The following is a 19,528-nucleotide window of genomic DNA, read 5'->3' as shown; positions in this document are numbered from 1 at the left end:
TCTTTCTTAGAACCGGAAGCTCACCCATGCGCCGGCATAGGATGAGCTGTGATAGCCATTGTCAGTGAGGCCGCCGTGGGCGAGCAGGTGTTCCAGCCGTCCGGTCACGGATAGCCGCGGTGTTAGACTCCAGATTGCCTGCAGCCGGGCGACGTCGCCGGTCTTGCGATCACCACGTCCCGACGTGCCGGTGAAGGGTAAGCCATTTGCCCGATAGATCGCGTCACGCGTAGTCGCTCGCCATGAAAACTGATATTCGCCGGTCACACGCAGCTTCTTGGTTGGCATGACCGTAAGGCTTGGCGCGACGGCAATCAGATTCGTCGGCGTGAGGAAGCCGGCATAGCTGTAGTAGATGTTGTTCCCGTATGGCGCGAAGGCGTTGCGCAGCTTACCCCGGTCATAGGCTCCGCCGCCACTCGCATAATCGACATGGAGGCCGAGCCGGGGAGCCGTGTTGGATTTTCCGAGACGATAGGTCTGGGCGAGGAGGATCTGCCATGCGTCGAGCGTGCGCGAGCCATAGCTTCCGCCTTGGTGATTGACGGTCCAGTCCAGCGTCAGCGGGCCGACGTCACCCCACAAATGGGCACCGGTGTAGACACGCTCCTCGCGAGCCGTCTCCGCGCCCCAGGTGGTGTTCCGATTGCGCAGCCGCCAGACGAACGGATCGAGGTAGAGGCGGGATTTGCCGAACAGGTTGGTCGGCAGGACGTATCCCGCCGAGACGCCACTGAAACGCCGGTCATGGTCGGTGGGGTCGTCGCCAAATCCGCCATTGCCGAAGTCTGTATAATACAGGTCGAAAACATCGACGCGGGCCTTCGATCCCAAAGCCCAGACGCGAACGCCAGTGAGGCTGGTCTGGACCGTATTGTTGCCGCGGTTGGCGATCAGGAGATTCGCACCGTCGATGAAGATCTGACGTCCAACGCGGACACCGACATCGAGGTTCGCGACCGATCCGGTCACGTCGACGAACGCCTGCTGAACGAGAAAGTCATTGCGCAGCGTACCGGACAGTGTTCCGAGATTGCGGCCGGTCATGACCCCGCGCGCCAGTTCGCCATAGGCACGCACATGCTCACCAACATGCAGATCGGCGCCGAGAAACACGCGATACGCGTCCTGGCGCTGGTACGGAAGCTCGCGAGCCTGCGGATTGCTGGTAGTGTTCATCCGCAAGCGCAATTCACCAGACACCGTCAAATAGACATCGTCCGAGCCGAGCGGAATGTACTTGATATGGTCAATCGGATCGTCGCGCTTCGCAGGGTCGCGCATCTTGGTCCAGTCTTCCGCCCAGCGCAGGGGATTGTAGCCGTTCGAAGTGTTACCGTCGCCCGCCGCAGCCGTTGGGTAAGCAGTCACGATCGGCGTCGCAGGGACGCGGGTATCTTTTGCTTCCAAGGCGCTGATGGGCCGTCTCTTCATGCTTTCCCGTGCTTGTACGCTGGTCGCAATTGTCAGGGCTACGACCGCGCAGGCCGTAGCTGCGGCGTAACCGTAGCTTTTCATGCTTCTCTCCCGCTGACGGCTCTGCGGCCGTCTGGCTGTGATGCTTCTAGAGCTTGAGGGAGCAACCGATCGCAACGTTGGTCTCGCTGCGCGATAAAGGTGCGAGGCGATGTGGAAGAGCCCGGATCCCCCTTTAGGGCATCCGGGCCGATCTCAACTTACTCCGCGAGTTCGCGCATAACCTTGATAAGGTCAGACTTGCCTTCGAAGCCGATGCCGGGAAGCTCAGGCATGGTGATATGGCCGTCGATGACCTTCACGCCATCGGGGAAGCCACCATAGGGCTGGAACAGGTCGGGGTAGCTCTCGTTACCGCCAAGGCCGAGGCCGGCAGCAATGTTGAGCGACATCTGGTGACCGCCGTGCGGGATGCAGCGCGAAGGCGACCAGCCGAACTGCTTGAGCACGTCGAGGGTGCGCAGGTATTCAACCAGGCCGTAAGACAGCGCGCAGTCGAACTGCAGGTAGTCGCGGTCGGGACGCATAGCGCCGTGGCGCAGCAGATTGCGGGCATCCTGATGCGAGAACAGGTTCTCGCCGGTGGCCATCGGGCCGGGGTAATATTCTGAGATCGCGGCCTGCAGCGAGTAATCGAGGGGATCGCCGATTTCTTCGTACCAGAACAGCGGGTAGTCGCGCAGCATCTTGGCATAAGCGATGCCGGTCTCGAGATCGAAACGGCCATTGGCGTCGACAGCGAGCTGTGCCTCGTTGCCGATTTCCTTGAGCACGGCCTCGATGCGGCCCCGGTCTTCCTCAAGCGAGGCGCCGCCAATTTTCATCTTCACGACGTTGTAGCCGCGATCGAGATAGCCACGCATTTCCGCGCAGAGCTGGCTATTGTCCTTGCCTGGGTAGTAGTAACCGCCAGCAGCGTAAACGAAGACGCGCGGGTTGGCTTCACGGCCGTGGCGGTCGGCCAGCATGCGGAACAGCGGCTTGCCTTCGATCTTGGCGACTGCGTCCCAGATCGCCATGTCTAGCGTACCGACGGCAACCGAGCGCTCGCCGTGGCCGCCGGGCTTCTCGTTGGTCATCATCGCGTCCCAGACCTTAGAGGGATCGATGTTGGTACCTTCGTCGTTCAGCAGGCTCGCGGGATCGGCTTCGAGGATCCGGTCCTTAAAACGCTCACGGATCAGACCGCCCTGGCCGTAGCGGCCGTTGGAATTGAAGCCGTAGCCAACAACACGCTTGCCGTCGCGGACCACGTCGGTGACGACAGCCACCAGGCTGGCGGTCATCTTGCTGAAGTCGATGTAGGCATTGCGGATGGGGGAGGAGATCGGCTTGGTGATCTCGCAGACGTCAACGATACGCATTGGTTGCTCCTGATTTGAACTGGATGTGAGGTCGGGTGATTGTCTGGTCGCGCCGTCAGTGCTGGACTTCAGGCTCCGGCGTCGTGTGCAGAGTGATCTGGCGGGGGATTTCGCCCTTCTGTTCGGCGATCACCGCGTTCACCGTGTCGCGGTCGATGGCGCCTTCCCACTTGGCGATGGCGATTGTCGCCACGCCATTACCGATGACATTGGTGACGGCGCGCGCCTCGTTCATGAACCGATCGACACCAAGCAGCAGCACAAGTCCGGCGACCGGGATGGAATCGAAGGTCGAGAGGGTGGCCGTCAGCGTGATGAAACCGGCACCGGCCACGCCTGCCGATCCCTTGGAGGTGAGCAGCAGCACGCCGAGAATGACGATCTGGTGCCAAAGCGTAAGCGGGGTATTGGTCGCCTGGGCGATGAAAATCGCAGCCATGGTCAGATAGATGCAGGTGCCGTCGGCATTGAAGGTATAACCGGTCGGAAGCACCAGGCCGACAACGGGCTTATGGACGCCCAGGCGCTCCAGCTTGGCCATCATCCGGGGCATCACCGCTTCGGTTGAGCAGGTCGCGAAGGTGACCAACAGCTCGTCCTTGAAGTAGCGGAAGAAGTGCATGAGCGGGAAGCCAGCCCAGCGAGCAATGCTACCAATTACGACGATCACGAAGAACGCCGAGGTCAGGTAAACCGCGAGCATAAGGTGGCCCAGCGCCCACAGCGAGCCGACCCCATATTTGCCGATCGTGTAGGCGACGCCAGCACCTGCGCCAATCGGAGCAAGGCGCATGACCATGCCGACGATTCGGAACAAGGCCTGAAGAAGCGAATCGATCACATCGATCAACGGCGCGCCGCGCTTGCCGATCGAGACTAGGGCTATGCCCATGAGCAGTGCGACCAGAATGACCTGGAGCATCGCACCACTGACAAAGGCATCGGCCATGCTCTTCGGGATGATGTTGAGAAGGAAGCCGACGAGGCTGTGATCTTCGGTAGCAGCGGCCTGATACTTGGCGATGCCAGTGACGTCGATGCTCTTTGCATCGATATTCATGCCTGCGCCCGGCTTCATCAGATTAACGACAACGAGGCCGATCACGAGTGCGAGCGTCGAGAGCACCTCGAAGTAGATCATGGCGCGCACGCCGATCCTGCCCACCTCCTTGACGTTGCCCATCTTGGCTATGCCGAGCACCACTGTCCCGAAAATGATCGGCGCAAGCAGCATCTTGATCAGCTTGATGAAACCGTCCGCAAGGGGCTGAAGCTGTACAGCAATGCTGGGCGCGAGAAGACCGATAGCACCGCCAACAATGATGCCGATAAGTACTTGAATATATAGCTGGCTGAGTAACCTTTTAGCCATCACATCTCTCCGTTTCCGGCGAGCGCATTTGCATTGCGACCCGGCCCTCATTGGGGTTTGGGAGGCTTCTAAATGCGTGGACCCCATTGCATCCAATGCTGATGCAGTTTGTCGTTATGCCGATATTGCATTGCGATGCTTGACACCCTGAGTTTATCGTTCGTCCATGGAGTGAGAGAGAGGGCAGTCAGAATTATGAATTTGGAGTGGCTTGAAGACTTCATCGCATTGATGAAGGAGAGAAATTTCTCTCGTGCAGCTCAGCGCCGGAACGTAACGCAGCCGGCATTCAGCAGGCGTGTTCATTCCTTGGAGGATTGGATCGGATCGCCGCTGTTCATCCGCTCTCCTCAGGGCGTGCAGTTGTCAGTCGCGGGCGAAGCTTTCAGTGCCACGGCCGAGGCCGTCGTGCGTGATCTGTATCGAGCAAAGGCAGGAGCGCTGGAAGCTGCGGGGCGGGCCGAAACAACGCTACCGCTCGCTGCCACGCACGCCTTGTCCTTCACATTCTTTCCGGAATGGATACGTCTCCACGCGCCGCACGAGACATTAAATCTCATGTCTGACAGCATGGAGGCTTGCGAGCAGATGATGCTCCGCGGCGATGCGTCATTTCTGTTGCACCACAGTCACCCGTCGGTGGAAACCGCGCTTAACCCGCGCCAGTTCCGGACCGTGAAGGTTGGCGAAGATGTGCTGATCCCGGTGTGCCGGCCGAGAACTGACGGAACACCAATATGGCTCCTTGGAGATGGGCAGGATGAGACGCCATTCCCGCATCTAGCCTATAGCAATCCTTCCGGATTAGGCAGAATCCTGAAAGCCGACTGGGCTCAGAAGGGACATCGCTTTTTGCCAGCAGTGGTAATGACGTCGCGCTTAGCGGCTGCGCTACTTACAATGGCTCGAGACGGTCATGGGGTTGCGTGGCTCCCCAAATCCCTGGCTAATGCGGACATCACGGGGGGTACTTTGGTTGAAGCTGGTGAGAGCATATGCACGACGGTTGTAGATATTGCTTTGACCCGTCCGGTCGCACGCCTCAACTCTTCATCGGAGCGTTTCTGGCAGACATTTTTGTGAACACATGTCGACGATTAACAATAAAATTCCTCTTTTTTATATTTTCACTTTATAGATATTTTGTGGCAATAAAGTTTGTCAATTCAGGGGTTAAGGCACAAGACATCTGACGATAATCAAAAATCTTGAAGGGATTGTTGTTCGTGACAGTATTCAATTTGGCTTAAATATATCTAATTTTTATTATAATTTCTGTAATAATTTACGATTTATTATATATATAATATAATGCACCAGCGGGTCGCGCTTTAGTTTGCCGCGGCATGTTCTGCGAGTGTAGTCTCCTCCAGCAGCCTTGCTGCTTACCCAAGCTACGGTCAGCCCTCCCAGAAAGGTATCACGCCCGGCCAACGCGTGCCTTGCTCGCCTCCTTTCTTGTTCGGCGCGCGAAAAGCCACTCAGTCGCCTCGATCGCAGGTTCAATCGCTCGTCATAACAATCATAACTGGAGGTCATGCACTTGCCCCAAAGCATCTGCGGCAGAGGTGGCAAAGCTTGCGCTGGATCGACTGATATTATGGACATCGCCTTTTCGGCACCATTGCCCAAGTTGCGTCTGCTGGGCATGAGGCAAACGACCATGCAGCCATCGACAGCCTCGAAGTCGTTGCATGGCCCAAGTGCAAAGCCAGCCGGGGAAACCGAGGCGCTTTACCTCCCACAAAATGTATTACTTTCACATCATTTAACGTCGGTCGGCTGACATCCCTCCCCGCAACGAGTGGGATGGAAGGGAGCTGCGGCAAGCGGCAAGCGCGGCGTCCACGCATTTTCAGTCCCCTTTAGGCCAAGCATTGCCATGTCTATCTGGACTTGGCGCCGGAGGTGAACGCAAAGGTGTGGGCGATTTAGTTCAGCGACGATTGACCGTAAGCGGTAAAAATCCCCCACATTTTCATGATTTGGCGATTTGGTAATTAGTGCGCCTTGCATTTGCGAGGTTGCGATGAGTGGTGATTTCGAAACGGGTTTCGAAACTGAAAGGGCTGAGAGGGTAGGCAAGGCCGAGCGTCTTGATGTCATTCCCTTGTCGAATGGCAACCGTGGATGGACTCCGGCGGCGAAGGCGCGGATCATTGAGGAGAGCTTCAAGCAGGGAGCGAATGTGTCTGAGGTGGCGCGGCGTCATGGCATGCTCCCGCAACAGCTTTATAACTGGCGAGGGCGTTTCCGAGAGCGGGCCGAGGGGATGGCCTTTGTTCCCGCGGTGATCGAAGACCCGGCTGCACCTCCCGTACCGCCGCCATCTTCCGGGCCACCGGCGCCCTCAGTGTCATCGTTGCCCGCGAGCCTGAGGAGTGGCGGTGAGATCGTCATCGAGACCCGCGGGCTGTCGATCCGCATCCCGTCGCACGTCGATGCCGACCATATCGAGCGGGTGCTCCTGGCCGCGCGGGTGACCACGTGATCATCCCGCCCGGGCCGTTGAAGGTGCTGGTTGCAACCCAGCCCGTGGACTTCAGGAAGGGCATGGTAGGCCTCGCCTCACTGGTGCAGCAGGAACTGCGGCTCGACCCATTCTCAGGCATGCTTTTTGTCTTCCGGGCACGCCGGGCAGACAGGATAAAACTCCTGCTATGGGATGGCACCGGGCTCGTACTCGTGACGAAGCGGTTGCAGGATGGGAAGTTCCGCTGGCCCCGACCGGGAGACGGCGTGATGAAGCTGTCGGCGGCCCAGGCTTCGGCGTTGTTCGAGGGGCTGGACTGGTCGCGCATGCATGTGCCGCGCGTGCCAAAACCACTTCATGCACAGTAGATCGCACGCCTGATTCTGTCTGGCGCAGGGGTGTTCCCAGCCGTGCGAAACCGGCTAGAATACGGGCGTGGCGGCGCATCCTGAACCCCCTCTCGAGACCAGCCCGGAGGCTGGATATGACGAGCTTCCCGATAATGTGGAGCAGCTCAAGGCGATGGTGCTGGCCGAGCGCGCTCGCGCGGCGCGGCTTGAACATATCCTCAAGCTGATCAACCGCTCGACCTTCGGCAAGCGTTCGGAAAAGCTCCCGGTCGATCAACTGGCATTGACGCTGGAAGACCAGGGCGTCGCCCTTGGCGAAGCCGATGGCTTGCAGGACAAGACCGCCGAGGAGGCCGAACGTTATGGCCTCAGGCCGCGTCGTCGACGGGCTCCGGATGCCGAGCGCGCATCACTGCCAGCGCATCTGCCGCGCTTCGAGACAGTGATCGAGCCCGAAAGCCTGGAATGTGCCTGTGGCGGGGCGCTACACAAGATCGGTGAGGACCGGTCCGAAAGGCTCGACATCATCCCGGCCCAGCATCGTGTGATGGTGACGATCCGACCCCGCTATGCCTGCCGCTGCTGTAGCGACGGCGTTCGCCAGGCGTTGGCACCGGCACATGTCGTGCCGGGCGGCTTGCCGACCGAAGCGCTGATCGCCGATGTTCTGATCAACAAATATTGCGACCACTTGCCGCTTTACCGTCAGTCGAAGATCTTCGCCCGGCAAGGCATCGAGATCAGCCGCGCCACTCTGGCGAACTGGGTTGGTCGCGGCATCGCTGCGCTGATGCCGATCACCGACAGGATGCGCGCCGATGCGCTTGCCCGTGCCCGTCTGTTCGTCGACGAAACTACGGTCAAGGTGCTGGCACCGGGAACGGGCAAGACGAAAACCGGCTACATGTGGGTCATAGTGTGCGACGATCGCGCTCATGGCGGCGTCGATCCGCCTCTGGCGCTCTATACCTATATGCCGGGACGCGGAAAAATGTGGGCCAGGCAGTTGCTAGGGTCATACCAGGGCATCCTACAGGTCGATGCCTGGCAGGCTTATGACCAGTTCGGCAAGGATGATAGCGCCGACGCCGGCGTCACGAAGTCCTTTTGTTGGGCTCACCTGCGACGCGGCTTCGTCGATGCAGGCAGCGATGCCCCGGTCGCGCAGGACGCCTTGCAGCGCATTGCCGAAATCTATCGCATCGAGAAGGAAATCCGGGGGCGCGCGGCCGAGGAACGCCTTGCCGTCAGGCAGGAGCGAACCCGTCCACTGGTCGACAAGCTCCATGCCTGGTTCGCCGCCACCGCACCGCGCATGATGGCTGGATCGGCAACGAGCGATGCGATGAAATATGCGCTCAAGCGCTGGGCGGGCTTTACCCGGTTCCTCGACGACGGCAGGATCGAGATCGACAACAACGCCGCCGAACGGGCCGTCAGGCCGGTGACTCTCCAAAGAAAAAATGCACTCTTCACCGGCCACCAACTCGGCGCCGAAAACTGGGCAGCGATCTCCTCGCTGGTCGAAACCTGCAAGATGCTGGACGTCAATCCCTACGCCTATCTCTGCGATGTCCTGGCCCGGATCATCACCCGCGCAGACACCGATCCCATCGACGATCTGTTGCCGTACAACTGGCTCGATGCCAACGCCGCCCAAGCTTCGTTCGAACTAAGCAGCATCGCAAGCGCCGCCTGATCACTCAGATGACAGCACCGCTCCCAAGGCCACGTGGGGGATTTTTACCGCTTACGATTGACCGTGTGCATTAGCGAGCCAAAGCGGGTCGCAGACGCCCCGGGGCGGTGGACTCTTTGTTCGGAAGGGCAACAGGCTGACCAGTGGCACTGCAGGGACGGGTACGCCAGCATGAAGATGACGATGGAGCCGGACGATCGGCCGTGACAAGGTTGCCGTAGTCAACCTGAGCGGGACTCTTTGATGCGTCCCGCGAGTCCGAAGCAGGCCCCCGTATGCGTCGGCCTGTAGCCTTCGTTCAACCAAGGACATCTATGCATTTCATCGGCGTCGGCGGGATTACGCAGCCCGTGTTATAATCAAAATGCCATCCTGTGCGTTCCGAGAGAGCGGCGAGCGAATTACACGCCTACGGCTTCCAGTAGTATCCGGGCCGCATGGCGATTGGCGGCGCCTATGTCTCGGTCAGACGTTGCCTGGGCCATTACGATTGCGCCTTGGATAAGCGAGAGGATCTGAATGGCGGTGCGCCCGGGATCAATCAAACTCAAAGGCTTTATGAGTTCCGTAACGAACCTGTGCAAGCTCTCGAAATACGTATCAATCATCGCTTGGATCTCGGGGGCGTCTGCGTCCGGGCCAAACTCTGCCATTCCCTTCACGAATGGGCATCCACGGAACGGCCGCTGCTGAAAAGATGCATCGAGCGCGTCGAATATCGCGAGCACTTGCTCGACAGGGGAGAGCCCGGGACGCTGGGTTGCGCTTACAAGCATCTGCATCCAAACGCCGGTCTGGCTTTGGAGATAATCGGCAATCAGGCATGCCTTGGACGGAAAGTGCTTATAGAATGTCATCTTGGCCACGCCGCTTTCGGCGATGATACGGTCGATGCCGACCGTGTGGATACTGCGCCGGCAGAACAGGTCTGACGCGGTCTTCCGGATACGCTCCCGAGGCGGAAGGGCGGAAAGCGGACGTTCGCCCGGATCGTTCAGTTGCTGCATGTCATGGCTTTCATAAGAGCTACATAGTGGGTTTCGACAGGAAAAATAGACCAACCTGTCTATTCCACTTGCATAAACAGACAGGTCTGTATATCTGATCCCAGTCGTTTAGCGAAAATGGGATTTGAAATGAGCAAAAAGGTAGTGGTGGTCACCGGCGCGAGCAGCGGCTTCGGCAAGCTCACGGTTTTGGAGCTGGCACGTCAGGGGCACACGGTCATCGCCACCATGCGGGATGTCGACGGTCGTAACAGCGCGGTGCGCGACGAACTGATCGAAACCGCCAAGAACGACGGCAAAGCGTTGCAGGTTATCGAGATGGATGTCGCCAACCAGGCATCAATCGAAACTGCCATTGCCGAAGTCATGACGCGGCACGGACAAATCGACGTGCTGGTCAACAACGCCGGGCTGATGCCGATCGGGGTTACCGAGGCTTATACGGTTCCAGACGTTGAGCGGCTTTTCGCCGTTAACCTCTTCGGCGCCATCCGTACCAATCGCGCCGTCCTGCCGCACATGCGTGCCGCCGGCAGCGGGTTGCTGGTGCAGGTCACGTCGCTGATGGGGCGGTTCACCATTCCCTTTTTTGGCGTTTATGCCGCCAGCAAGTTTGCGCTTGAGGCGCTGGCCGAAACCTATCGTTACGAACTCAGCAGTTTCGGGATCGATTCAGTGATTGTCGAACCGGGCCCGTTCCCCAGCAATCTCATTACGTCCAGCCCGCAGCCGTCCGATGCCGCAGTGCTGGAATCGTATGGCGAAATCGCTGCGATACCTGGCCAGATCGTGGCCCATTCCGATCAGCAGTTCGATCCCGCCAACCCGCCGCGCCCACAACTGGTCGCCGATGCGATCGCAAAGCTGGTGGGTACGACGGAGCGGCGTCCACTGCGCACCGTTGTGATGCCCGACGGCCTGGATTTCGGCGTTCAGCAGATCAATGATGCTGTCGCCCCGATCCAGAATGGCGTCCTGAAAGCTATGGGCATGGAAGCCATGATCTGACGATCATCCATATCATCAAAAGCGTGAATTGACGCTTGGAGAACTCGGATCATGCGTATCGTTGCTTTGGGAGAGCATGTGATCCCCTGCAGGCCCGTGATACCTGCGACGTCGCACTGGATGTCTAGAGCAGAATCCGATCACTCTGGCTCATACCCGATGGCTGTGAAGTAGTTTGCGCATTCTTCGGGAGCGAAGCGTGGCAACGCGTCACGTATCGCATCCCATAACTCCGGAATGGTTCGGGCGGCGGCTTTTCGCAGGATAACCTTAAGTTTGAAGAAGGCGTTTTCGATGGGATTAAAGTCGGGGCTATATGGCGGCAGGAACAGCATGCGCGCTCCATCCTCTTCGATGGCTTCACGGGCAGCCTTTGCCTTATGCGCCGGCAGATTGTCGAGGATGACAATATCACTAGAATGCAACGGTGGCGTCAGTACCTGCTGGGCATAAGCAGCGGACCATTCGCCGGTCATGGGACTGTCCAATACGATTGGCGCAGTGATGCCGTCAGGCGCAGCTCGCCGGTGAAAGTGGTGTTTTTCCAATGGCCAAGCGGGATGGGAGACCGACAGCGGGTGCCCCGCCTTGCCCGTCCGCAGTAAGAGAGGGCGACGCGACGCATTGGTATCGCTCGCCGCTCACCGTGAGTTTCTTCGCGACACGTGCGGCTTTGTTAGCAATGGCAGGCGCCCACCCTCTCGCTTTCTTGGCCACAAAATTACCGTTAATGGGGCCTCACGTCGCCCCGCTGAACCGAATTGTGATCTGGACCGGCGTTTTCGGATGGACTGACGCGCTTTTGATTAGCGCGCATTCGGTCCATTCAGAGGCCGAAATACCTCGGTGATCCAGTCGATGAAAACCCGGAGGCGGGACGCCAAATACCGGTTCTGCGGGTAGAGGATGAAGACCGGCAGAGCAGGCGGAGGCGCAGTAGTGATGACGGGAATGAACGCACCCGCTGCGATCTCCTGGACGACCCAACTATGCGGTATCTGGATAAGTCCCAAACCGGCAAGACCTGCAGCCGAATAGTTCTCGGCCCCACGGGCCTTGATCTGAAAGGGCAGAAGAATCTCGCGGTACTGCTGGCCCGCTCCGAATTTCAGCGGATAGGGTTTGCCGGTCGCTGACGCTGTATAACCGACCATTAGGTGGCCCTCGAGGTCATCGGGCGTCCGGGGTTCGCCGTGATGCGCGAGATAGGCGGGGCTCGCCAGGGTGATCTGGTTCAAGCTTGCGACCTTTCGTCCGACAAGGCCGGAATCGGGAAGGTCGCCCACGCGAAGGACGCAATCCACGCCTTCGGGGATGAGGTCCACAATTCTGTCTCCTTCGCTGATGCTCAGGGCGATGTCCGGGTATCGAGCGACAAAGTCGGGGAGGGCCGGCATGACAAACCGGCGCGCGAGCGTGCTCTGGAGATCGACCCGCAGCGGACCTCGAGGTTCGCTTGCGCGAAAAAGGGTCTCGGTGTCGTCCAGATCCGCGAGCAGTTGAATGCAGCGATCCCGATAGAGCCGGCCTTCAGGCGTTGCCCCGACGCTGCGGGTGGTACGGTCCAGTAACCGCACCCCCAGATCCCGCTCCAGATGCTGGATCGCAGTTGTCGCCGTTGCCCGGGGCAAGCCGAGATCTACCGCCGCAGCGGTAAAGCTACCCCGTTCTACTATCCGAACAAAAAGACGCATGATGGCAATTCGATCCATACCCCATAATAGAAGATTGTTCGTTCCTGCGGAATAGTGCTGTCAAAACTCTTCGACTAGTCGGAAATCACAAAAGAACTAGAGATCGAAGCCTGATCCATACCACCGGAGGCTTTATGTCCGAGCACGTTTACACGCAGACGATCAACGGCGTGGCGGCACCGATCACCGACACGTTCGACGTCATCAATCCCGCGACCGGCGCCGTCTTCGCGCAGGCGCCGGAATGCACACCCGAGCAGGTTGAGGAGGTCATGACCGCCGCGCACGCGGCGTTCCAGACCTGGCGCAATGCGGGGGACGCGCGTCGCGCGGCGCTGTATGCGGCAGCCGACATCATCGAAGCGAACACCGGGCGGTTCGTCGAAATCCTCGTGAAGGAGCAGGGCAAGCCCAAGGCCGATGCGGGTATCGAAATCTTCGCCGCAACGATGGTCTTCCGCTACTATGCCGACCTCGCAATCGCCCCTGACGTCATCCAGGACGACGAGGTGGCATACTCCGCCGTCATCCGCCAGCCGATCGGCCCCGCCGTCGCCATCACGGCCTGGAACATCCCAATCATCCTGGCCACCTGCAAGATCGCGCCGCTGCTGGCTGCTGGCAATACGGTGATTCTCAAGCCTTCGCCCTACACCCCGCTGACCACTCTGCTCCTGGGCGAGTTGCTGCGCGGCGTGTTCCCGCCCGGCGTGCTCAATGTAGTCAGCGGTGGCATGAGCTTCGGCCCCGAGCTTACCCAGCATCCGCTCACCCGCAAGATCACGATGACCGGTTCGACCGCCACCGGTAAGAAGGTGGCTGCCGCCGCTGCCGCTGGCATCAAGCGCGTCACGCTCGAACTTGGCGGCAACGACGCGGCGATCGTGCTCGCAGATGCCGATCCGAAGGTCATCGCGCAGCGCATCTTCTGGGGCAGTTTCCGCAACTCCGGTCAGCTTTGCATCGCTGCCAAGCGCATCTACGTCCACGAGAGCATCGTCGCCGATGTGACCAAGGAACTAGCTGCGATCGCCGAGACAGTCAAACTGGGGGACGGCATGGAAGACGACACCCAGCTAGGTCCCTTGCAGAACCTTGCGCAGTTCGAGAAGGTCAGCGAGATTGTCGAAGATGCGCTGGCCAAGGGTGCGAAAGCCGTCACCGGTGGTCACAAACTGGATCGCCCGGGCTATTTCTACGCACCGACGATTCTGGCCGATGCGCGCCACGGTATGCGTGTTGTAGACGAGGAGCAGTTTGGACCGGTCATGCCGATCATCACATTCTCTGACGTCGAGGAAGTGCTGAAACTGGCCAACGACACCGAGTTCGGTCTCGGCGGTTCGGTCTGGACGAGCGACTCCGTCCGTGGAGCCGAGCTGGCGCAGCGGCTCGAAGCCGGCATGGTGTGGGTCAACACGCATAGCGACAATGTGTTTCCGACCCAGCCGTTCGGCGGCGTCAAGCAGAGCGGAGTCGGTCTCGAGATGGGGCCATGGGGTTATATGGCCGCGACCGATGCACAGACGATCTACGAATCCCGCCGGACCGACACAATGTCGAAGCAGATTCACGTCGCATAAGGCTCGTCCGTTGACCTCGCCGAGGCAGCCAACCGTCTATAATGCGATAGGTGAGCGAGTTGGCGAGCTGCCAATTACCCGGATGAAATTGTGTAGTGGGCAAAGCTGCCGGCAGAACCATTCGGATACGATCGTCCAGATCGCTGCGCTCCTGTTGCGGCCCTGGACGATCATTTGAATCCACACCCCTGGAGAATCAAGATCATGCGTATAGTTGCCCTGGAAGAACATGTGTTGCTGCCCGAACTAGCTGACAGAATTCCTGCATCGGAGGTAGCCGCATCCGGATGGGTGCCAGCAGGGTGGGCGCCAACCGGTGATGGCGAGAAGCTAAGTGCGCTCGACCGGGCGTTGAGCGATACGCAGGCGGAACGCATCGATTCGATGAACGAAACCGGGATCACGTTGCAGGTGCTCTCCGTTGTCGGCCCTGGTGCTGAGATGCTGGCAGGTGAGGAAGGCGTGCGCTTTGCGCGCGAATATAATGATCGATTGGCGCAGGCGGTCGAACGGCATCCGGATCGTTTTGCGGCGTTCGCCCATCTTCCCATGAGGGAACCCGAGGCCGCCGCCGACGAACTGGAACGGTGCGTGAAACAGCTCGGCTTCCGCGGTGCCTCGATCAATGGGACTACCGATGGACTGTTCCTCGACGACCCGCGTTTCGCGTCGATCCTGTCCCGTGCGGCAGCCTTGGGCTGTCCCCTCTATATCCATCCCGGCCCTGCGCCGCGTGCGGTTCGGGATGCCTATTTTCAGGGACTGCCGGACTTTACCTCTTTCATCCTGTCCAACGCCGGATTCGGTTGGCACGCCGAAACCGGCCTACACATCCTGCGGCTCGTCCTGTCCGGTGCGCTTGATCGCAATTCAAGTCTGAAGCTCATCATCGGCCATATGGGCGAGATGTTGCCGATGATGATGAAACGTGTCGATGCCATGTTCGGGACAGGTGCGGCGTTGGGACTGAACCGGGACGTGTCGCAAACGATCCTGGATCAGGTGTGGATCACAACCAGCGGCTTCTTCGACACCGCCGCTTTTCTTGCAGCTTTGACGTCGTTTGGTGCGGATCGAATTCTGTTCTCGGTCGATTATCCCTACAGCCCCAATGATGAAGCTACGGCATTCCTCAACAACCTGCCGGTTTCTCCTGCAGATCGGGCCCGCATCGCTCACGGCAACGCCGACGCGCTTCTCGGCTTGTCATAGGCCAACCGCCACGCGCTATTGATGAGCCGCCCGCGCGCCCCTTAGGCTGCGGCGGCCACGATATGCGGGTCGCGCATCATAGTCGGTCCGTATGACCCTGAATGAGATTCGGAAATCGAAATGTCGTTCAGGGCATACCCGCATTAGGTATCGACTGATCTAGCGATGGTGGATCTGATGCAGGCCCAACAACTTTCTTCCGCGATGATGGTCGATCGACACTTTGCCTGATTCGGAGAGGCGGACTTCTGCGGGCGCTAATTTCCGCGAGGAAATCCACGCTAGAACATAATCCGATCTCATTGAAGGTCGTGCTCCTGGTGGTGGTGTAGGTTTTGAGGGTTAGCGAAGCTGACCGGACGCGCGCTCATCGATAAAGCGCTGTAGCGGCCGGTCAGTTTCGCGGGTGGTCACCGGCGAACTTCGGATAAGTTGGAGTTGCGAAGCTCAACTTACGGAGACCACCGATGACCTCTGACAAGATGGACCTGCACGCCCTGGTTGGGAAGACAGCCGACGGCGATTTTCTACGCGACATGATCGGCTTTGCCGCGCAGCGGCTGATGGAACTGGAGGTGGGCAGTGTGACCGGCGCTGCCTATGGTGAGAAAGATCCTGAGCGCTTGGCACAGCGCAACGGCTATCGGGATCGGGACTGGGAGACGCGAGCAGGCACGGTCGAGCTGCGGATCCCCAAGCTGCGCAAGGGAACATATTTTCCCCGGTTCCTGGAGCCCCATCGCTTGGCGGAGAAAGCGCTGACGGCCGTCATTCAGGAAGCCTATATCCAAGGCATTTCAACCCGCTCGGTCGATGATTTGGTGAAGGCCATGGGGATGAGCGGTATCTCAAAGAGCCAGGTTAGCCGGCTGTGCGTGGAGATCGATGAACGCGTGAAGGCTTTTCTCGATCGTCCGATTGAAGGCGACTGGCCCTACCTGTGGATGGACGCGACCTATATCAAAGTGCGGCGGGCCGGTCGCATTGTCTCGGTCGCCGTCATCATCGCCGTCGGCGTCAACAACGATGGCCGGCGCGAAGTGCTCGGCATGGCGATCGGTCATTCCGAAGCTGAGGTCTTCTGGACCGATTTTCTACGCAGCCTTGCCCGTCGCGGTCTGCGCGGCGTGAAGCTGGTGATCTCCGATTCCCATGAAGGCATAAAAGCTTCCGTCGCCAAAGTGTTCAGCGCCACCTGGCAGCGATGCCGGGTTCATTTCATGCGCAATGCGCTGGCCCATGCCAGCAAGAGCGGACGCCGGGTCGTGTCGGCATTCATCGCCACCGCTTTCGCCCAGGAAACTCCAGAGGCCGCAAAGGCCCAATGGCGTAGCGTCGCCGATCAATTGCGCCCTACCGTGCCAAAACTCGCTGCCCTGATGGACAGCGCCGAGGAGGATGTGCTGGCCTACATGACCTTCCCAGCCCAACATCGCACAAAGTTGCACAGCAACAATCCGATCGAGCGGCTCAATGGCGAGATCAAGCGGCGCACCGATGTTGTCGGTATCTTCCCCAACGAAGAGGCGATCACCCGCCTTGTTGGTGCTATCCTCTTGGAACAGAATGATGAATGGGCCGTGCAGCGATGCCGTTACATGACGCTTGAGAGCGTCTCAGGTTTAAGCGATAATCCCATCATCACGTTGCCTGCCATGGCAGCTTGATCAGCCCGGCTTAGCCGGAGGTCGCTGTGACTACCGCAGGCGAACCTACACCACGCCTTGGGGCACGATCCCATTGAATCAAGGGTCTTTCCTTAGACTGGAAAATCTAATTCATCATGTCAGTTGGACGAGGAGGCCAGCCTGGCATGACGAAGTCCATCTCAGAGGATTTGCGTTCGCGGGTGATTTCGGCGGTCGATGGCGGTTTGTCACGGCGCGCGGCAGCCGAGCGTTTTGGAGTTACGGCGGCGAGCGCGGTTCGCTGGGTTCGCGAATGGCGAGAGAGCGGATCGACACGGGCGAAGCCCCAGGGCGGCGACATGCGGTCACGGCGGATTAAAGCCCATCGCGATGTTAGTCTCGGTGCGATCGACGAGCAGGTGGACATCACGCCGGTTGAACTGGCCGAGATGCTGCGATCGGAGCATGGAGCCGTATTTGCACCGAACACCATCTGGCGCTTCCTCGACCGTCACTCGATGACGGTCAAAAAAAACCGCGCACGCCAGCGAGCGGGAGCGGCCTGAAGTTCTCGGGTGGCGGCGCGCATGGTTCAAGGCGCAGCCTGATCTCAACCCCGAGCAGTTGGTGTTCATCTACGAGACCGGCGCGTCAACGAAGATGGCGCGTCTGCGCCGACGGGCAAGGCGCGGCATGCGATGTCGGTCGCCAATCCCGCACGGCCATTGGAAAACCACCACCTTCACCGGCGCGTTGCGCTTGACGGGGATGACTGCGCATGGTCCTGGACGGCCCCATGACAGGCGAATGGTTCGGGGCCGATGCCCAGCAGCTTCTGGCCCCAACGCTGCGCCCCGGCGACATTGTCATTCTCGACAATCTGCCGGCTCACAAAACAGCGGCAGCCCGCGAGGCGATCGAAGCAGTTGGCGCGCGCATGCTCTTCCTCCCGTCATATAGTCCCGACTTCAATCCGATCGAGAGGGCATGGCGTTGGAACCTCTGAGTCACAGGTTCATTTAGTGCCGCAGGTGGGCCATGGCGCGCTTTTGAGCTAGGTCCGTTGGATTGCGAGGCATGGCGATTTTATATCGGAAGAACATCCATTGGACAGATCTGCCGACGGATCGACGCCGGCGGCTTGTGGTCATTTTGGGGGAGCTGATCCAGCGACAGCTATCGCTTCCGCGGGAGGCAAGCCATGACAATGGAACTCACCAGGGCGCTGGCTGAAAAGGTCCTGCCGCGCCATCCAGAGCGGCAGGTCGTCGTTTATGTCCGTCAGTCGACGCCGCGGCAGGTAGTAGAAAACAGAGAGTCGACCCGCTTGCAATATGGCCTTGCTGATCGAGTTTGTGGGCTCGGCTGGCGGAGCGAGCAGGTGACCATCATCGATGATGACCTTGGACGTTCTGGATCATCGGCGCTAGACCGGCCGGGCTTCCAGCGGCTTGTCGCGGAAGTGGGGCTCGGCCATGTTGGGTTGGTTCTTGGGATCGAAGTGTCGCGCTTGGCACGATCGTGCTGCGACTGGCACCAACTGCTCGAAATGTGCGCTCTGTTCGACACGCTCATTGGCGATGCCGATGGTATTTATGATCCCGGCGCTTACAATGATCGCCTTCTGCTTGGGCTCAAGGGAAGGATGAGCGAGGCGGAGCTTCACATCCTCAAGGCCCGCATACACGAAGGCCGATGTGCCAATGCCCGTCGTGGCTAACTCTTTTTGGGCCTTCCGCTTGGCTACGTGCTGAAGCCTTCGGGCGAGGTCGCACTGGATCCAGATGAGGGAGTGCAGCGTGCAATCCGCTTGGTCTTCGCTGTCTTCGAGCGGGGGCGATCGGTCAGCGGTGTGCTGCGTTATCTCGTCGACCATGACCTGCAATTGCCTGATCGCGTGCGGAGCGGGCCGAACAAGGGAGATGTCTGCTGGAATCGTCCCAATCGCGCGACGCTATCGGACATGTTGCGCCATCCGGCATTTCTAAATGGCGCTCACAGTAGTATTACATGATTTCTCTGTTTATGTAATTTTGGGCTGCGACCATCCTCGTTGGAAAACGTCGCGAAGTAGGTTTCTAGTGTCATCCCCAGCTGCTGCAGCGCCGCTTGCCCAAGCGATCGCCAGTGCCCCCAAAAAAATGTCGCGACCTTTAGCTGACTGTCGTGCGAGGCCTTCTTCCTGCGCGACCTTCAAAATGCGCTCTGTCGTCTCGATAACGGCACCGCACGTCGGGGATAGCGGGGAATCCTTCCGGCACGCTGCCCGCAACGGCTCAGGCAGGCCTTCATAAGCCAGCATCCAGTCGCCCAGAGCTTCTATCCAAAGCTCAAGGACTCGGCCCGCATCGCTCTCTCCAGATTCGATTTCGACGCGACGATTGTCAAGGTCTTCATAGTGAATGACCAGCAGCGCGGCCAGCAGGGCGTCCTTGTTTGGAAAATGGCGGTAGAGAGTACCGGGCCCAACGCCCGCCAGCTTCGCGATGGCATCCATGGAAACGTCGACACTGTCACGGTCGAACGCCTGCCTAGCCACCTCCAAAATGTGGGCGCGGTTGTGTTGCGCGTCCCTCCGAGAGCTTGGCACGGTCGGCGATTGAAACATGATTTAGTCCAGACCTTGAAAATCGGAGAGTGTCTCCGTATTTATGCCATCGAT

At 59.3% G+C, this 19,528-nt stretch carries 16 protein-coding genes and 2 pseudogenes; 11 read left to right on the top strand and 7 right to left on the bottom strand.

Features of this window, described 5'->3' with window-relative positions; all coding sequences use genetic code 11:
- Positions 1–6: 6 nt before the first annotated feature.
- The 3 genes from U5A82_RS03530 to dctA form a co-directional block, all read right to left on the bottom strand.
- Complete coding sequence (locus tag U5A82_RS03530) at positions 7–1,518, bottom strand: alginate export family protein (protein WP_326288648.1); 1,512 nt, start codon at positions 1,516–1,518, stop codon at positions 7–9.
- Between the two features lie 158 nt (positions 1,519–1,676).
- Positions 1,677–2,840, bottom strand: a complete 1,164-nt coding sequence (locus tag U5A82_RS03525) for a mandelate racemase/muconate lactonizing enzyme family protein (protein WP_326288647.1) — start codon at positions 2,838–2,840, stop codon at positions 1,677–1,679.
- A gap of 55 nt (positions 2,841–2,895) precedes the next feature.
- Positions 2,896–4,212, bottom strand: a complete 1,317-nt coding sequence (gene dctA / locus U5A82_RS03520; protein WP_326288646.1) for a C4-dicarboxylate transporter DctA — start codon at positions 4,210–4,212, stop codon at positions 2,896–2,898.
- Between the two features lie 135 nt (positions 4,213–4,347).
- Here dctA and U5A82_RS03515 point away from each other — a divergent pair, with 135 nt between their 5' ends.
- The 4 genes from U5A82_RS03515 to tnpC all read left to right on the top strand — a co-directional run bounded on the left by U5A82_RS03515 (position 4,348) and on the right by tnpC (position 8,734).
- On the top strand, positions 4,348–5,295 hold the full coding sequence (locus U5A82_RS03515; protein WP_326288645.1) for a LysR family transcriptional regulator: 948 nt from the start codon (positions 4,348–4,350) through the stop codon (positions 5,293–5,295).
- A 946-nt stretch (positions 5,296–6,241) separates the two neighbouring features.
- Positions 6,242–6,703 (top strand): IS66-like element accessory protein TnpA, encoded by a 462-nt coding sequence (gene tnpA / locus U5A82_RS03510; RefSeq protein ID WP_326288525.1) that lies wholly within the window; start codon positions 6,242–6,244, stop codon positions 6,701–6,703.
- Positions 6,700–7,053 carry an IS66 family insertion sequence element accessory protein TnpB gene (tnpB, locus tag U5A82_RS03505; protein ID WP_278391367.1) on the top strand — a complete coding sequence of 118 codons (354 nt, stop codon included), beginning with the start codon at positions 6,700–6,702 and terminating at the stop codon, positions 7,051–7,053. Before tnpA ends, tnpB begins: the two co-directional genes overlap by 4 nt.
- A gap of 154 nt (positions 7,054–7,207) precedes the next feature.
- Positions 7,208–8,734, top strand: a complete 1,527-nt coding sequence (gene tnpC, locus U5A82_RS03500) for an IS66 family transposase (protein WP_326288792.1) — start codon at positions 7,208–7,210, stop codon at positions 8,732–8,734.
- Positions 8,735–9,135: 401 nt separating this feature from the next.
- Here the strand turns inward: tnpC and U5A82_RS03495 are convergent, their stop codons facing one another.
- Positions 9,136–9,741: a TetR/AcrR family transcriptional regulator gene (locus tag U5A82_RS03495; protein WP_326288643.1), complete on the bottom strand. Its 606-nt coding sequence runs from the start codon at positions 9,739–9,741 to the stop codon at positions 9,136–9,138.
- Positions 9,742–9,870: 129 nt separating this feature from the next.
- Here U5A82_RS03495 and U5A82_RS03490 point away from each other — a divergent pair, with 129 nt between their 5' ends.
- Positions 9,871–10,749 carry an SDR family oxidoreductase gene (locus tag U5A82_RS03490; protein ID WP_326288641.1) on the top strand — a complete coding sequence of 293 codons (879 nt, stop codon included), beginning with the start codon at positions 9,871–9,873 and terminating at the stop codon, positions 10,747–10,749.
- 140 nt (positions 10,750–10,889) lie between these two features.
- Here the strand turns inward: U5A82_RS03490 and U5A82_RS03485 are convergent.
- Positions 10,890–11,347, bottom strand: a pseudogene (locus U5A82_RS03485) (transposase); the annotation flags it as partial.
- A 208-nt stretch (positions 11,348–11,555) separates the two neighbouring features.
- Complete coding sequence (locus U5A82_RS03480; RefSeq protein ID WP_326288639.1) at positions 11,556–12,461, bottom strand: LysR family transcriptional regulator; 906 nt, start codon at positions 12,459–12,461, stop codon at positions 11,556–11,558.
- Between the two features lie 116 nt (positions 12,462–12,577).
- Between U5A82_RS03480 and U5A82_RS03475 the strand changes: the two genes are divergently transcribed.
- The 6 genes and pseudogenes from U5A82_RS03475 (at position 12,578) to U5A82_RS03450 (ending at position 18,586) form a co-directional block, all read left to right on the top strand.
- Positions 12,578–14,026: an aldehyde dehydrogenase family protein gene (locus tag U5A82_RS03475; protein ID WP_326288637.1), complete on the top strand. Its 1,449-nt coding sequence runs from the start codon at positions 12,578–12,580 to the stop codon at positions 14,024–14,026.
- A 204-nt stretch (positions 14,027–14,230) separates the two neighbouring features.
- Positions 14,231–15,238, top strand: coding sequence for an amidohydrolase family protein (locus U5A82_RS03470; RefSeq protein WP_326288635.1), 1,008 nt, complete (start codon positions 14,231–14,233; stop codon positions 15,236–15,238).
- A gap of 467 nt (positions 15,239–15,705) precedes the next feature.
- On the top strand, positions 15,706–16,905 hold the full coding sequence (locus U5A82_RS03465) for an IS256 family transposase (protein WP_326288634.1): 1,200 nt from the start codon (positions 15,706–15,708) through the stop codon (positions 16,903–16,905).
- 146 nt (positions 16,906–17,051) lie between these two features.
- Positions 17,052–17,432: a helix-turn-helix domain-containing protein gene (locus U5A82_RS03460; RefSeq protein ID WP_326288632.1), complete on the top strand. Its 381-nt coding sequence runs from the start codon at positions 17,052–17,054 to the stop codon at positions 17,430–17,432.
- Between the two features lie 118 nt (positions 17,433–17,550).
- Positions 17,551–17,857, top strand: a pseudogene (locus tag U5A82_RS03455) (transposase); the annotation flags it as partial.
- A 210-nt stretch (positions 17,858–18,067) separates the two neighbouring features.
- On the top strand, positions 18,068–18,586 hold the full coding sequence (locus U5A82_RS03450; protein ID WP_326288629.1) for a recombinase family protein: 519 nt from the start codon (positions 18,068–18,070) through the stop codon (positions 18,584–18,586).
- A 303-nt stretch (positions 18,587–18,889) separates the two neighbouring features.
- Here the strand turns inward: U5A82_RS03450 and U5A82_RS03445 are convergent, their stop codons facing one another.
- Positions 18,890–19,474: a TetR/AcrR family transcriptional regulator gene (locus U5A82_RS03445; protein WP_326288627.1), complete on the bottom strand. Its 585-nt coding sequence runs from the start codon at positions 19,472–19,474 to the stop codon at positions 18,890–18,892.
- Positions 19,475–19,528 lie beyond the last annotated feature (54 nt).

The organism is Sphingobium sp. CR2-8 (assembly GCF_035818615.1).
Lineage (GTDB): Bacteria > Pseudomonadota > Alphaproteobacteria > Sphingomonadales > Sphingomonadaceae > Sphingobium.
Note: the sequence above shows the minus strand (reverse complement) of the source record. Positions and strands in the feature narration are given on the sequence as shown.